Here is a 14,281-nt window from a genome sequence, read left to right on the forward strand (position 1 = left end):
TTGGGCACACTAGCAGCGCTCGCGCCTGATGCGAAGAGCGTCCGCTCTGTCTTCGTGCTCGTGGTTGCGCAGGCAGAGTGGCGTAACCTCGACAGTGTGCATCCCGTCATCGTTTACACCGCCTCCCGGCTGGGCCTGCTGCTCGTGAGCCTCGGCGTGCTCTACCTTCTCGGCCTGCGCCAGCCCTTCGTCCTGCTGGTCGTCGCATTGCTGGTCAGCGGTGTGGCCAGTTACGTTCTGCTGTCAAAGCAGCGCGACGCCGTGAGCGAGCGAATCGCCAAGAAGAAACAGGGGTGATCACGGCAACGGGAACATGCCGACTCGGGCATGGTACTCGTGACCAAGCCGCGTTGTGTCACTACCTACGAGTAGCCCTCCGCGATGGGCGAGGAATGCCTTGACTCCGATTCCGCGCTCCCTGGTCGGATTCCATGTGAGGGCCTTCCCGGTTCGAGGATGGATCGCTCCGATGCCCGGCCGCTCCACCGCTCCCGGCCCCGCCGAGTCGCGGCCGTGGGGGTTGTCCAGCCAGCGCTGATGGCCGCCCACATAGACGGCCGCCCCCGTCACCGCCACCGAGTAGAGCGAGTCGCCGCCGGTGTGGTTCACCCACGTCGGCCGCACCGTGCCCCGGGCGTAGGTTTCAAAGCGCGCGGCGCTGTCGCATAGTTTTTCGGGTTTGTCCGGGCCACCGGTCGTGACGACCGCGAAATAGCTGCCGTCAGGGGCGAAGTCCAGGCCTCGCACATAGCTGGGAAAGACGTCCAGGCATTTCGCGGCATAGGCGTCGGTCCGCCAGTCGGCGACCCTCGCGGGCCGGATGCCGACGTCGATCAGGCCCAGTTGCGGCCGTGACAGCCCGTCGAGGGTGGTGAAGTCGCCGTCGACCGCCAGCCGGTCCTTGCCGAGGGCGAGCGCGTTGACCTTGGCCCGACTGCCGCGCGGCATGCCCGGCTCGACCGCGAAATCGGGGTCCACGACGCCGGTCGCGGCGTCCAGCCGGGCGAGGGCCGTGCGGGGGACGCGGCCCACCCGGGTGAAGTCGCCGCCCACGTAGAGCTGGGCGCCCTGCCGGGCCAGGCTGGTGACCACGCCCCCGTAGACCTGGGCGTCGAAGCCGGTCACCGGTGAGCCGTCCGACAGCCGCAGGCGGGCCAGGCCCCGGGCCCGCTCGCGGCCGGTCACCGCGAACTCGCCGCCGACGTACACGGTGCCGTCGGTGCCCGCGGCCAGCGCGTTGACCGGGCGGTCGAGGTACGGCTCGAAGCCGGGAAGGATCCGCCCGGTGGCCAGGTCGTAGGCGAAGATGTTGGCGCGTTCCAGAGTCGTCGTGCTCCGAGCCTCGCGCACCTCGCCGAACGAGCCGCCGACCACCACCGTGCCGCCCACGAGCGCGATGGCGTTGACGATCCCGTCGAGCACGTGTGGCGTGGTGTTCACCGGGTCGGCCGAGACGACCTTGTTGTGCTCCGTCGTGCCGGCGGCGGCGATCCCGGTCGGAACCAGGATCATGACTGCCGTGGCCAGCACGGAAGTGGTTCTGGCAAACATTCGGCAATTTCTAGCAGACTCTTGGTAATCGGGTCGCTACTTTCCGTGGATTGTCCGAGCGGGCCTAGGCTTGTTCCCATGACGCGCGCTTCGCTGGACAAGCAACCGCACGAGGTCGCCGCGATGTTCGATCGCACGGCCCGGCGATATGACCTGGTCAACGACGTTATCTCTCTTGGGCAGGTTCGGCTGTGGCGCAAGGCGACCGCGGCGGCCGTCGATGCCGGGCCCGGTGAGCTGGTTCTCGACCTCGGTGCGGGCACCGGCACCTCCACCGACGCGTTCACCTCGCTGGGTGCCCGCGCGATCGCCTCCGACTTCTCGCTCGGCATGCTGCGCACCGGCGTGAAGCGCCGGGGCGGTTCGGGTCTTTCCGGCGGTGGGGTGCGGGGCGTCACCTTCGTCGCGGGCGACGCGCTGAAGTTGCCCTTCGCCGACGAGGTCTTCGACGCGGTGACGATCTCGACCGCGCTGCGCAACGTCCACGACACCGGCCAGGCGCTGCGCGAGATGCTCCGCGTGGCCAAGCCGGGGGCGCGTCTGGTGATCCTTGAGTTCTCCCACCCGACGATCAAGTCCTTCGACCTCGTCTACTCGCAGTACCTCATGAGGTTGATGCCGCTGGCGGCCAAGCTGTTCGGCTCCAACGACGACTCCTACGAGTATCTGGCGGAGTCGATCAGGGACTGGCCGGACCAGGCGGGCCTGGCGAAGATCATCCAGGGGGCGGGCTGGGAGCGGGTCGCCTGGCGTAATCTCGCCCTGGGTATCGTGGCGATTCATCGTGCATATAAGCCCGCATAGAAGATTGACAGGCGATAGCAGTACCCGACTGACACTTCGCACCGTAAAGGGGTTAGACTTCGGGCCGACAAGTTTGTGAAGCTCTTCACAAAGGAACGAAAGGCCCCTTACCCCGAGGCCGTCAAAGCGTGTAGGACAGGACAGGTCCCGTGACCGTGCCAGCCGCCCCACAGCGGCGTGCCGCTGAGGCTGACGCCGACGTCATCGTCGTCGGCGCCGGGCCCGCCGGTTCGACAACCGCTTTTTATCTCGCACAGGCCGGGCTTGACGTCCTGTTGCTCGAGAAAACCACATTCCCCCGCGAGAAGGTCTGCGGCGACGGGCTGACGCCCCGAGCGGTCAAGCAGCTCATCGCCATGGGAATCGACATCGACGCCCCAGGCTGGGTCAGGAACAAGGGCCTGCGCGTGGTCGGCGGCGGGATGCGTTTCGAGCTCGACTGGCCCGAGCTGTCCAGTTATCCGGACTTCGGCCTGGTGCGCACCCGGCAGGACTTCGACGAGATCCTGGCGGCCAACGCGGCGCGCGGCGGTGCCCGCCTGATGCAGGGGGTCAACGTCACCGGCCCCATCCTCGACGAGCGCAGCGGCCACGTCGTCGGCGTGACCGCGAAGAAGGACGGCGAAGAGGTCTCCTACCGGTCCCGCCTGGTGGTCGCCGCCGACGGCAACTCCACCCGGATCTCCCTGGCGATGGGGCTGCACAAGCGCGAGGACCGTCCGATGGGCGTCGCCGTACGGACGTATTTCGAGAGCCCGCGTCACGACGACGACTATCTGGAGACCTGGCTGGAGCTGTGGGACGGCGACACCCTGCTGCCCGGCTACGGCTGGATCTTCGGCGTCGGCGACGGCACCTCCAACGTGGGCCTCGGGTTGCTGAACACCAGCGACGCCTTCAAGGGCATGGACTACCGCGACCTGCTCAAGCGCTGGGTCAAGGGCATGCCGGCGGAGTGGGGCTACGTCGAGGAGAACATGACCACCCCGATCCGGGGCGCGGCGCTGCCGATGGCCTTCAACCGCCAGCCGCACTACACGCGGGGCCTGGTTTTGGTCGGCGACGCGGGCGGGATGATCAACCCCTTCAACGGGGAGGGCATCGCCTACGCCATGGAGACCGGGCAGATCGCGGCCGAAGTGATCGTCCAGGCGCTGGGAAGAACGACCTCCGCACAGCGCGAGCGCGTGCTGCGGGCCTATCCACAGATGTTGAAAGACGCCTATGGTGGCTATTTCACCCTGGGCAGAGGGTTCGTGGAGCTCATCGGGCACCGCGGGGTGATGAACTTCGCCACGCGTCACGCGCTGCCGCACCCCCGCCTGATGCGCTTTGCACTCAAACTCCTTGCTAACCTCACCGATCGACGAGGCGACGCGTCGGACCGCATCATCAATGCTCTGTCGAAGGTCGCGCCACCGGCATGACCTCGTCAAACATCCGGCACTCGGAACCAAGAGCGATGATCGCCGAGCCTAAACTTGCAAAACGAAACGACATGACGAGCTACGCGCGGGCACGCGTGGAGATGGGAGAGGAGGCGTAGCGATGGAACTGTACGTACCCATCCTGGTGCTCGCCGTTCTCGCGGCGGGTTTCGCGATCTTCTCGGTGACGATCGCGCCCTTCACCGGCCCCAAGCGCTGGAACCGCGCGAAACTCGACGCCTACGAATGCGGTATCGAGCCGACGCCCCAGCCGGTCGGTGGCGGTCGCTTCCCGCTGAAGTACATGATCACCGCGATGCTCTTCATCGTGTTCGACATTGAGATCATCTTCCTCTACCCGTGGGCGGTCGCGTTCGACCAGCTCGGGGTCTTCGGGTTGGTCGAAATGGTGCTGTTCATCGTCACCGTGCTCGTGGCCTACGCGTATGTGTGGCGCCGCAAGGGTCTGGACTGGGACTAGATATGGGTCTTGAAGAGAAACTTCCGAGCGGGTTCATGCTCAGCACGGTCGAGCAGGTGGCCGGCTGGGCGCGTAAGAACTCCGTCTGGCCGGCGACCTTCGGTCTCGCCTGCTGCGCCATCGAGCTGATGTCCACCGGCGGTCCCAAGCACGACCTGGCGCGCTTCGGCATGGAGCGCGCTTCGGCGTCTCCGCGCCAGGCCGACCTGATGATCGTGGCGGGCCGGCTGTCCCAGAAGATGGCCCCGGTCCTGCGCCAGATCTACGACCAGATGGCCGAGCCCAAGTGGGTCATCGCCATGGGCGTCTGCGCCTCCAGCGGTGGCATGTTCAACAACTACGCCATCGTGCAGGGCGTGGACCACGTCGTTCCGGTCGACATCTACCTGCCCGGCTGCCCCCCGCGCCCCGAGATGCTCATCGACGCGATCGTGAAACTGCACGACAAGATCCAGAACATGAAGTTCGGCGCGCATCGCGCCAAGCAGATCGACGAGCTCGAACTGCAGGCGCTGCGGACGCTGCCGCTGATCGACCAGGGAACCGCCAAATGAGCAGCGACAACCTCCCCGAGGTCCAGGAGGAGCCGATCGCCCGCCGGGGCATGTTCGGAGCCTCGGACTCCGGTGACACCTCCGGCTACGGCCGCCTGGTCGTACGGCGCAAGCCCGAGCTGCCCACCGCTCGCCCCTACGGCGGTTACTTCGACACCGTCGCCGACGAGCTGGAGCGCGCCCTGGGCGGTGACCTGGGCGACGCGATCGAGCGCGTGGTCGTGGACCGCGGCGAGCTGACCTTCCACGTGAAGCGCGAGCGCCTGGTCGAGGTCGCCAGGACCCTGCGGGACGACCCCGCCCTGCGTTTCGAGCTCTCGCTCGGCGTCTCCGGCGTGCACTATCCCCACCTGCACGGTGAGGAACTGCACGCGGTGATCCACCTGTGCTCGATCACGCACAACCGGCGCCTGCGGCTTGAGGTGTCCTGCCCCGACACGGACCCGCACATCCCCTCCACCGTTTCGGTCTACCCGACTCATGACTGGCACGAGCGGGAAACCTGGGACTTCTTCGGGATCATCTTCGACGGCCACCCGGGGCTGACCCGCATCATGATGCCTGACGACTGGGACGGACACCCCCAGCGCAAGGACTACCCGCTCGGCGGTATCCCGGTCGAGTACCGCGGCGCCGAGATTCCCGCGCCGGACCAGAGGAGGTCCTACTCGTGAGCGCTTCCTACGACGAGGCCACCGAGGGCAAGATCTACACCGTCTCCGGCAACGACTGGACGGAACTGGTCGAGACCCTCACAGGCCAGCAGGACGAGCAGCTCGTCGTCAACATGGGCCCGCAGCACCCGTCCACGCACGGCGTGCTCCGCCTGATCCTGAACCTGGACGGCGAGACGGTCACCGAGGCCCGCACGGTCATCGGCTACCTGCACACCGGTATCGAGAAGAACATGGAGTTCCGGACGTGGACCCAGGGGACCACGTTCGTCACTCGCATGGACTACCTCTCGCCGATCTTCAACGAGACCGCCTACTGCCTGGGCGTCGAGAAGCTGCTCGGCATCACCGACCGGATCCCCGAGCGGGCTCAGGCCATCCGCGTGATGATGATGGAGCTCACCCGCATCTCCTCGCACATGGTGGCCATCGGCACCTTCGGAATGGAGCTGGGCGCGACCACCCCGTTCCTCTTCGGGTCCCGTGAGCGCGAGATGGTGCTCGACGTGATGGAGTACATCACCGGCCTGCGGATGAACATGGCCTACATCCGGCCCGGCGGCGTCTCGGTCGACCTTCCGGCCGGTGCCGTGGACAAGGTCGGCGAGCTGCTCAAGGTCATGCCGGGGCGCATCAACGACATCCGCAAGATGCTCGACGCCAACCCGGTCTACCTGGCCCGCACCAAGGACGTCGCCTACCTCGACCTCACCGGCTGCATGGCCCTGGGGATCACCGGCCCGATGCTGCGGGCCGCGGGCCTGCCGTGGGACCTGCGCAAGTCGCAGCCCTACTGCGGCTATGAGACCTACGAGTTCGACGTCCCGACCGAGAAGACCGCCGACGTCTACGGCCGTTACCTCGTGCGCATGGCCGAGATGGAAGAGTCGCTCAAGATCATCGAGCAGGCTCTCGACCGTCTGTCCGGCCCGCTCAAGGGCGGCCGCGTGATGGTGGACGACAAGAAGATCGGCTGGCCCGCGCAGCTCGCCCTCGGCCCCGACGGCCTCGGCAACTCGCCCGACCACATCGCGCACATCATGAGCGGCTCGATGGAGGCGCTGATCCACCACTTCAAGCTGGTGACCGAGGGCTTCCGGGTTCCGGCCGGGCAGGCCTACGCCTCGGTCGAGTCGCCCCGCGGCGAGCTCGGCGCCCACGTGGTCAGCGACGGCGGCACTCGGCCCTACCGCGTACACTTCCGCGACCCGTCCTTCACGAACCTGCAGGCCGTACCCGCCACGTGTGAGGGCGGCATGGTCGCTGACGTCATCTCGGCAGTGGCTTCGATCGACCCGGTCATGGGAGGTGTGGACCGGTGACGTATACACCGGAAGTCCGCGAGCGTCTGGAACGAGACGCCAAGGAAATCATCGGCCGCTACCCCAAGCCGAGGTCGGCCCTGCTTCCCCTGCTGCACCTGGTGCAGTCGGAGGACGGCTACGTCTCCGACGACGGCCACGAGTTCTGCGCCGAGATGCTCGGCCTGAGCAAGGCCGAGGTCGTGGGCGTGTCCACGTTCTACACGATGTACAAGCGCAAGCCGATGGGCGACTATCACGTCGGCGTGTGCATCAACACGCTGTGCGCGGTCATGGGCGGCGACCAGATCTGGGACGAGCTCTCCGAGCACGTCGGCGTCGGCCACGACGAGGCGACCCCGGACGGGAAGGTCTCGCTGGAGCGGCTGGAGTGCAACGCCGCCTGTGACTTCGCCCCGGTGATGATGGTGAACTGGGAGTTCTTCGACAACCAGACCCCCGCCTCGGCCAAGCAGCTCGTCGACGACCTGCGGGACGGCAAGGATGTCTCGCCCACCCGCGGCCCGAAGAAGCTCTGCACCTTCAAGGAGGCCTCGCGGGTGCTGTCCGGCCTGCCCGACGACCTGGCCGCGGACGGCCCCTCGGCCGCCGGCGCCTCGCTGGAGGGTCTGAAGGTCGCCAAGGCCAACGGATGGAAGGCCCCTGAGGCATGAGCACAACCCTCACTCCGGTCCTGACCGCCAACTGGGACCAGCCGAACTCGTTCACCCTGGAGGGGTACGGCGACTACGCGGCGGCCAAGAAGGCGCTGGGCATGGACCCCGACGCCGTCATCCAGGCGGTCAAGGACTCCGGCCTTCGCGGCCGTGGCGGCGCGGGCTTCCCCACCGGCATGAAGTGGGGCTTCATCCCCCAGGGTGACGGCAAGCCCCACTATCTGGTGGTCAACGCCGACGAGTCCGAGCCGGGCACGTGCAAGGACATCCCGCTGATGATGGCCAACCCGCACTCGCTGGTCGAGGGCATCATCATCACGTCCTACGCGATCCGCGCCAACCACGCCTTCATCTACGTGCGCGGCGAGGTGCTGCACGTCATCCGCCGCCTGCAGGCGGCCGTGGCCGAGGCCTACGCCAAGGGCCTGCTCGGCAAGGACATCTTCGGCTCCGGTTTCGACCTGGAGCTCGTCGTCCACAGCGGAGCGGGCGCCTACATCTGCGGCGAGGAGACGGCGCTGCTGGACTCGCTGGAGGGCTATCGCGGTCAACCTCGGCTCAAGCCCCCCTTCCCGGCCGTGGCGGGCCTCTACGCCTCGCCGACTGTTGTGAACAACGTTGAATCCGTGGCCAGTGTTCCCTCAATCATCGCCAACGGGGCCGACTGGTTCGCGGGAATGGGCACCGAGAAGTCCAAGGGCTTCGGCATCTTCTCGCTGAGCGGCCACGTCACCCGCCCCGGCCAGTACGAGGCCCCGCTCGGCATCACGCTGCGCGAGCTGCTCGACATGGCGGGCGGGATCCGCGCGGGTCACCGGCTCAAGTTCTGGACCCCCGGCGGGTCGAGCACCCCGATCTTCACCGACGAGCACCTGGACGTCCCGCTCGACTTCGAGTCGGTCGGGGCCAAGGGGTCGATGCTCGGCACCCGGGCCCTGCAGATCTTCGACGAGACCACCTGCGTGGTGCGCGCCGTACTGCGGTGGACCGAGTTCTACGCGCACGAGTCCTGTGGCAAGTGCACCCCCTGTCGGGAGGGCACCTACTGGCTCAAGCAGGTTCTCAAGCGGCTGGAGAAGGGTCAGGGCACCGAGAAGGACCTGACCACGATCACCGACATCGCCGACAACATCCTGGGTCGCTCCTTCTGCGCCCTGGGTGACGGCGCCACCAGCCCCATCCACTCGTCGGTGAAGTACTTCCGCGACGAGTATCTCAAGCACTTCGAGATCGGCGGCTGCCCGTTCGATCACGCTCCGTCCACGGTGTGGGGGACCGCATGACAGTCGAAGCGACCACCCCGGCCCAGACGCCGGTAGAACTGGTGACCCTGACGATCGACGGCTTCGAGGTGAGCGTTCCCAAGGGGACGTTGATCATCCGCGCGGCCGAGCTGCTGGGCATCCAGATCCCCCGGTTCTGTGACCACCCGCTGCTGGACCCGGCAGCCAACTGCCGCCAGTGCCTGGTGGACATTCCGGACGCGGGCAACGGCCGCGGTTTCCCGAAGCCGCAACCCTCCTGCGCCATCGAGGTCGCCCCGGGCATGGTCGTGCAGACCCAGCTCACCTCCCCGGTCGCCGAGAAGGCCCAGCGCGGTGTCATGGAGCTGCTGCTCCTGAACCACCCGCTCGACTGCCCGGTCTGCGACAAGGGCGGCGAGTGCCCGCTGCAGAACCAGGCCATGTCCAACGGCCAGGGCGAGAGCCGTTTCCAGGAGAAGAAGCGCACCTTCGAGAAGCCGGTCGCGCTCTCCAGCGAGGTGCTGCTCGACCGCGAGCGCTGCGTCCAGTGCGCCCGCTGCATCCGCTTCTCCGATGAGATCGCCGGTGACCCGCTCATCGACTTCTTCGAGCGCGGGGCCAAGGAGCAGGTCGGCACCGCCGACGGCGAGCCGTTCGAGTCCTACTTCTCGGGCAACACCGTCCAGATCTGCCCGGTGGGTGCGCTGACCGGCGCCGCCTACCGGTTCCAGGCCCGACCGTTCGACCTGGTCTCCACGCCCACCGCGTGTGAGCACTGCGCCAGCGGCTGCTCGCTGCGCACCGACCACCGCCGCGGCAAGGTCACCCGCCGCCTGGCCGGGGACGACCCGGAGGTCAACGAGGAGTGGAACTGCGACAAGGGTCGCTGGGCCTTCACCTACACGACCCAGCCCGACCGGCTGAAGACCCCCCTCGTCCGTGACGAGGAGGGCCACCTGATCCCGGTCTCCTGGCCCGAGGCGCTCGCCGCCGCGGCCAAGGGCCTGTCGGCCGCCCGCGGACGTGCGGGCGTGCTCGTCGGTGGCCGCGTCACCGTCGAGGAGGCCTACGGCTACGCCAAGTTCGCCCGGATCGCGCTCGGCACCAACGACATCGACTTCCGTGCCAGGCCCCACTCCGCGGAGGAGGCGCAGTTCCTCGCGCACACCGTCGCGGGCAAGGGCATCGAGATCCGCTACTCCGACCTGGAGAAGGCTCCGGCCGTGCTGCTGGCCGGCTTCGAGCCCGAGGAGGAGTCGCCGATCGTCTTCCTGCGCCTGCGCAAGGCGTGGCGGAAGAAGGGCCTGAAGGTCTTCTCGATCGCGCCGGTCGCCAGCGAGGGGCTGGCCAAGATGAGCGGCACGCTGGTGGAGACGCTGCCCGGCGCCGAGGCCGAGATGCTCGGAGAGCTCGTCTCCGGCGACTCGCCGGCCGCCGAGGCGATCAGGCAGCCGGGTGCGGTCATCCTCGCCGGTGAGCGGCTCGCCACCGTGCCGGGCGCGCTCTCCGCGCTCGTGCGGCTGGCCGCCGCGAGCGGCGCCCGCCTGGCCTGGATCCCGCGCCGCGCCGGTGAGCGCGGTGCGATCGAGGCCGGAGCGCTGCCGAACCTGCTGCCCATCGGCCGCCCGGTCGAGGACGAGACCGCCCGCGCCGAAGTGGCCCGGGCGTGGAACGTCGCCTCCCTTCCCGCGGCCCCGGGCCGTGACACCTCCGCCATCCTGGCGGCGGCGCTGGACGGGGAGCTCGACGCGCTCGTCGTCGCCGGTGTCGACCCCTACGACCTGGCCGACCCCGAGGCCGCCCTGGCGGCCCTGGAGAACACGCCGTTCATCGTGAGCTTGGAGCAGCGCGTCAGCGCGGTCACCGACCGCGCCGACGTGGTGCTGCCGGTCGCCGCGGCGGCCGAGAAGTCCGGCACGTTCGTCAACTGGGAGGGACGCGGCCGTACCTTCGAGGAGGCGCTCCGGGTCCCCGGAGTCATGAGCGACCTGCGGGCCGTCACCGCGATCGCCGACTACATGGACGTGCACCTCGGCCTGCCGGACGCCGCCGCCGCCCGCCGCGAGCTCGGCTCGATCGGCGCGTGGCGCGGCACCCGGGCCGACGCCCCGAGCGTGAGCGGCCGGGCCGCCGCCGCCCCGCAGGCGGGAGAGGCGATCCTCGCCACCTGGCACCTGCTGCTCGACGACGGCCGCTTGCAGGCCGGAGAGCCGTACCTGGCGGGCACCGCCCGCACGGGTGAGGCGCTGGTGTCGGCGGCAACCGCGGCCGAGTCCGGCGTCGCCGACGGCGACAAGATCACCGTCACCACCGCGGGCGGCTCGCTGAGCCTGCCGGTGCGGATCGCCGAGATGCCCGACAGGGTGGTGTGGCTGCCGTCGAACTCGGCAGGCCGTTCGGTGACCCGCGACCTGCGCGCCACGGCCGGTGACATCGTCAAGATCGGGAATGCCTTCGGAAGCGAACCCGACGCAATGAGCGGAGTGGTCGGCGAGGCACGAGCCGCCCGCGAAGCGAATGAGGAGCGGTGAGCGACTAATGAATGCGCGGACTCTTCTAGCGGCCGATCCGACCCTCGCCGACTTCGGCAAGGACCCGCTCTGGATCAGCATCATCAAGGCCGTCGTCATCTTCATCGTCCTGATGCTGGGCGTGCTCTTCGGCGTGTGGTTCGAGCGCAAGCTGATCTCCCGCATGCAGAACCGGTACGGCCCCAACCGGGCCGGCAAGTTCGGTCTGCTCCAGTCGGTGGCCGACGGTCTGAAGATGGGTCTCAAGGAAGACCTGATGCCCCGGACCGTGGACAAGGTGATCTACTTCATCGCCCCGGTCGTCCTCTCGGTCCCGGCCTTCATGGCCTTCTCGGTCATCCCCATGGGCCCGATGGTGTCGATGTTCGGCGTCGAGACGCCGCTGCAGCTCACCGACCTGCCGGTCGCGGTGCTGCTGGTGCTGGCGATGGCCTCGATCGGCGTGTACGGCATCGTGCTCGCCGGTTGGGGATCGCGCTCGCCGTACGCGGTGCTGGGCGGTCTGCGGGCCAGCGCCCAGGTGGTCTCCTACGAGATCGCGATGGGTCTGTCGTTCGTGGGCGTGTTCCTGTTCGCCGGGACGCTGTCCACCTCGGAGATCGTCAGCGCGCAGGCGTCCGGCGGGTCGTTCACGCTGGGCGGCCTCACCGTCCCGCTGCCCTCGTGGTACATGATCCTGCTGATCCCGTCCTTCCTGATCTACATCGTCACGATGCTGGGCGAGACCAACCGGGTCCCCTTCGACCTGCCCGAGGGTGAGGGCGAGCTGGTCGGCGGCTTCCAGACCGAGTACTCCAACTCGCTGAAGTTCGCCGTCATCATGCTCGCCGAGTACGTCAACGTCTTCGTGGTGTCCGCCGTGTCGATCACCCTGTTCATGGGCGGCTGGCGGGCTCCGTTCCCGATCTCCCTGTGGGACGGGGCGAACACCGGCTGGTGGCCGCTGCTGTGGTTCTTCCTGAAGATGGTGCTGGTCTTCGCCTTCTTCATCTGGTGCCGCGCCTCGCTGCCGCGAGTCCGCTACGACCAGCTCATGGCTCTCGGCTGGAAGGTCCTCATCCCGATCAACCTCGGCTGGATCCTGCTGGTCGCCACCGTCAGGGCCTTCCAGATCGAGGGTGTCAACAGGTCGGTCGTGATGATCCTGGCCTCGATCGTGCTGGTCGGCTGCCTCGGGGTCTACTGGCGCTTCGACACCGTCCTGCAGAGGCGCAAGGAGGCCAAGGCCGCCCAGGTCGAGGCGGAGTTCGAGCAGCTCGAAGCCGAACCGTCCGCGGGTGGTTTCCCTGTGCCGCCGCTCGACCTGCCGCACTACCACGGGGTAGAGCGCAAGGAGGTTCCCAGTGGGAGCAACTGATTGGCTGAACCCCATCAAGGGGTTCGGCGTGACCTTCCACACCATGTTCAAGAAGGTCGAGACAGTCAACTACCCCGAGGAGAAGCGGCCCACGGCTCCGCGCTTCCACGGCCGGCACCAGCTCAACCGCTGGCCCGACGGCCTGGAGAAGTGCGTCGGCTGTGAGCTCTGCGCCTGGGCCTGTCCGGCCGACGCGATCTTCGTCGAGGGCGCGGACAACACCGACGAGGAGCGATACTCGCCGGGCGAGCGCTACGGGCGCACCTACCAGATCAACTATCTGCGGTGCATCCTGTGCGGCCTGTGCATCGAGGCTTGCCCGACTCGCGCGCTGACCATGACCAACGAGTACGAGCTCGCCGACTCAAGCCGTGAGAGCCTCATCTACACCAAGGAGATGCTGCTCGCACCGCTCGGCCCCGGCATGGAGCTTCCGCCGCACCCCATGCGTCTGGGCGAGACCGAAGAGGACTACTACCGGCTGGGACGCAACAATGGGTGAGACCATCACGTTCTGGGTGCTGGCGGTCGTCTCGGTGTCCGCGGCTCTCGGCCTCGTCTTCAGCCGCAAAGCGGTCTACTCGGCCCTGATGCTGGGCATGGTCATGCTGTCCCTCGCGGTGCTCTACGCGGTTCAGGGCGCCCCCTTCCTCGCCGCCGTGCAGATCATCGTCTACACCGGCGCGGTCATGATGCTCTTCCTGTTCGTGCTGATGCTCGTCGGCGTGGACTCGTCGGACTCGCTGGTCGAGACGATCAAGGGGCAGCGCTTCTGGGCGACCATCGCGGGCGTGGGCTTCGCCGCCCTGCTCGCCCTGGCGGTCGGCAACATGGTGTTCGGCACGGCGGTGGGCGTCGACCGCGCCACCCAGCCGGCGGGCGGCAACGTCCCGGCCCTGGCTCAGCTGATCTTCACCAGGCACGTCTTCGCCTTCGAGGTCACCTCGGCGCTGCTGATCACCGCGGCGCTGGGCGCGATGGTCCTGGCCCACCGCGAGCGGATCCGGCCCAAGGCCACCCAGCGTGACCTGGCCCGCGCCCGGTTCACCGGCCCGCAGCCGTCGCCGCTTCCCGGCCCCGGCACCTACGCCCAGCACAACGCCATCGACATGCCGGCCCTGCTGCCCGACGGCTCGCTCTCTGCCAAGTCGATCAACCGGGTGCTCGCCCGGCACGACGAGGAGAACGGCGTCAGGCCGACCGACCCCGCGAAGGCCGCCCTCATCAGGAAGGTCATCGAGAAGGACGGCGCCGGCAAGAACGCCGACGGCGAAGACGTCGTGAAGGACACCGTCGACACCGACGGCGGCGTGAAGGAAACGACTCACCAGGAGGACGGCAAGTGACCACTCACTACCTGGTGCTCTCCGCGCTGCTGTTCGCGATCGGTGGCGTCGGCGTGCTGACGCGGCGTAACGCGATCGTGGTGTTCATGTGCGTGGAGCTCATGCTCAACGCCTGCAACCTCGCGTTCGTCACCTTCGCCAGGCAGCACGGCAACCTGGACGGCCAACTCATCGCGTTCTTCGTGATGGTGGTGGCCGCGGCCGAGGTCGTGGTCGGCCTTGCCATCATCGTGATGATCTTCCGGACCCGCAGGTCCGCGTCGGTAGACGACGCCAACCTGCTGAAGTACTAAGAGGTGGCAGGTGCAATCTCCCGTTGAGATCGTCCCGCACT

At 67.9% G+C, this 14,281-nt stretch carries 15 protein-coding genes; 14 read left to right on the top strand and 1 reads right to left on the bottom strand.

Going from position 1 to position 14,281, the window contains the following annotated elements; genetic code table 11:
• Positions 1-96 precede the first annotated feature (96 nt).
• The gene (locus ACFY2X_RS30110; RefSeq protein ID WP_389944620.1) at positions 97-297 is read left to right on the top strand and encodes a DUF4229 domain-containing protein; all 201 of its coding nucleotides are present in this window, start codon (positions 97-99) and stop codon (positions 295-297) included.
• On the opposite strand, the gene ACFY2X_RS30115 is transcribed toward ACFY2X_RS30110, so the two are convergent.
• Positions 298-1,551, bottom strand: coding sequence for a hypothetical protein (locus ACFY2X_RS30115; protein WP_389944623.1), 1,254 nt, complete (start codon positions 1,549-1,551; stop codon positions 298-300). It abuts the gene before it with no gap.
• A gap of 78 nt (positions 1,552-1,629) precedes the next feature.
• Here ACFY2X_RS30115 and ACFY2X_RS30120 point away from each other — a divergent pair, with 78 nt between their 5' ends.
• The 13 genes from ACFY2X_RS30120 to nuoK all read left to right on the top strand — a co-directional run bounded on the left by ACFY2X_RS30120 (position 1,630) and on the right by nuoK (position 14,240).
• Positions 1,630-2,355 carry a demethylmenaquinone methyltransferase gene (locus ACFY2X_RS30120; protein WP_389944625.1) on the top strand — a complete coding sequence of 242 codons (726 nt, stop codon included), beginning with the start codon at positions 1,630-1,632 and terminating at the stop codon, positions 2,353-2,355.
• Between the two features lie 149 nt (positions 2,356-2,504).
• Positions 2,505-3,782, top strand: coding sequence for a geranylgeranyl reductase family protein (locus tag ACFY2X_RS30125; protein ID WP_389944627.1), 1,278 nt, complete (start codon positions 2,505-2,507; stop codon positions 3,780-3,782).
• Positions 3,783-3,903: 121 nt separating this feature from the next.
• Positions 3,904-4,263, top strand: a complete 360-nt coding sequence (locus tag ACFY2X_RS30130; protein ID WP_389944630.1) for an NADH-quinone oxidoreductase subunit A — start codon at positions 3,904-3,906, stop codon at positions 4,261-4,263.
• 2 nt (positions 4,264-4,265) lie between these two features.
• Entirely contained in the window at positions 4,266-4,817 is a 552-nt protein-coding gene (locus ACFY2X_RS30135; protein WP_184755084.1) for an NADH-quinone oxidoreductase subunit B family protein, read from the top strand.
• On the top strand, positions 4,814-5,491 hold the full coding sequence (locus ACFY2X_RS30140) for an NADH-quinone oxidoreductase subunit C (RefSeq protein ID WP_389944634.1): 678 nt from the start codon (positions 4,814-4,816) through the stop codon (positions 5,489-5,491). Before ACFY2X_RS30135 ends, ACFY2X_RS30140 begins: the two co-directional genes overlap by 4 nt.
• A complete protein-coding gene (locus ACFY2X_RS30145) occupies positions 5,488-6,813 on the top strand; it encodes an NADH-quinone oxidoreductase subunit D (protein ID WP_389944636.1) in 1,326 nt (441 codons plus the stop codon). Before ACFY2X_RS30140 ends, ACFY2X_RS30145 begins: the two co-directional genes overlap by 4 nt.
• Positions 6,810-7,466, top strand: a complete 657-nt coding sequence (gene nuoE, locus ACFY2X_RS30150; protein WP_389944638.1) for an NADH-quinone oxidoreductase subunit NuoE — start codon at positions 6,810-6,812, stop codon at positions 7,464-7,466. The genes ACFY2X_RS30145 and nuoE overlap by 4 nt, the downstream gene beginning before the upstream one ends.
• Entirely contained in the window at positions 7,463-8,752 is a 1,290-nt protein-coding gene (gene nuoF, locus ACFY2X_RS30155; RefSeq protein ID WP_389944641.1) for an NADH-quinone oxidoreductase subunit NuoF, read from the top strand. Before nuoE ends, nuoF begins: the two co-directional genes overlap by 4 nt.
• Positions 8,749-11,244: an NADH-quinone oxidoreductase subunit G gene (locus ACFY2X_RS30160; RefSeq protein WP_389944644.1), complete on the top strand. Its 2,496-nt coding sequence runs from the start codon at positions 8,749-8,751 to the stop codon at positions 11,242-11,244. The genes nuoF and ACFY2X_RS30160 overlap by 4 nt, the downstream gene beginning before the upstream one ends.
• A 7-nt stretch (positions 11,245-11,251) precedes the next feature.
• Positions 11,252-12,601: an NADH-quinone oxidoreductase subunit NuoH gene (gene nuoH / locus ACFY2X_RS30165; RefSeq protein ID WP_389944647.1), complete on the top strand. Its 1,350-nt coding sequence runs from the start codon at positions 11,252-11,254 to the stop codon at positions 12,599-12,601.
• The gene (gene nuoI / locus ACFY2X_RS30170) at positions 12,588-13,103 is read left to right on the top strand and encodes an NADH-quinone oxidoreductase subunit NuoI (RefSeq protein ID WP_389944649.1); all 516 of its coding nucleotides are present in this window, start codon (positions 12,588-12,590) and stop codon (positions 13,101-13,103) included. The genes nuoH and nuoI overlap by 14 nt, the downstream gene beginning before the upstream one ends.
• Positions 13,096-13,947 (top strand): NADH-quinone oxidoreductase subunit J, encoded by an 852-nt coding sequence (locus ACFY2X_RS30175; protein WP_389944652.1) that lies wholly within the window; start codon positions 13,096-13,098, stop codon positions 13,945-13,947. Before nuoI ends, ACFY2X_RS30175 begins: the two co-directional genes overlap by 8 nt.
• The gene (gene nuoK / locus ACFY2X_RS30180; RefSeq protein ID WP_389944655.1) at positions 13,944-14,240 is read left to right on the top strand and encodes an NADH-quinone oxidoreductase subunit NuoK; all 297 of its coding nucleotides are present in this window, start codon (positions 13,944-13,946) and stop codon (positions 14,238-14,240) included. Before ACFY2X_RS30175 ends, nuoK begins: the two co-directional genes overlap by 4 nt.
• The last annotated feature ends 41 nt before the right edge of the window (positions 14,241-14,281 follow it).

The sequence above is a fragment of the Streptosporangium sp. NPDC000396 genome, from assembly GCF_042898655.1.
GTDB lineage: Bacteria > Actinomycetota > Actinomycetes > Streptosporangiales > Streptosporangiaceae > Streptosporangium.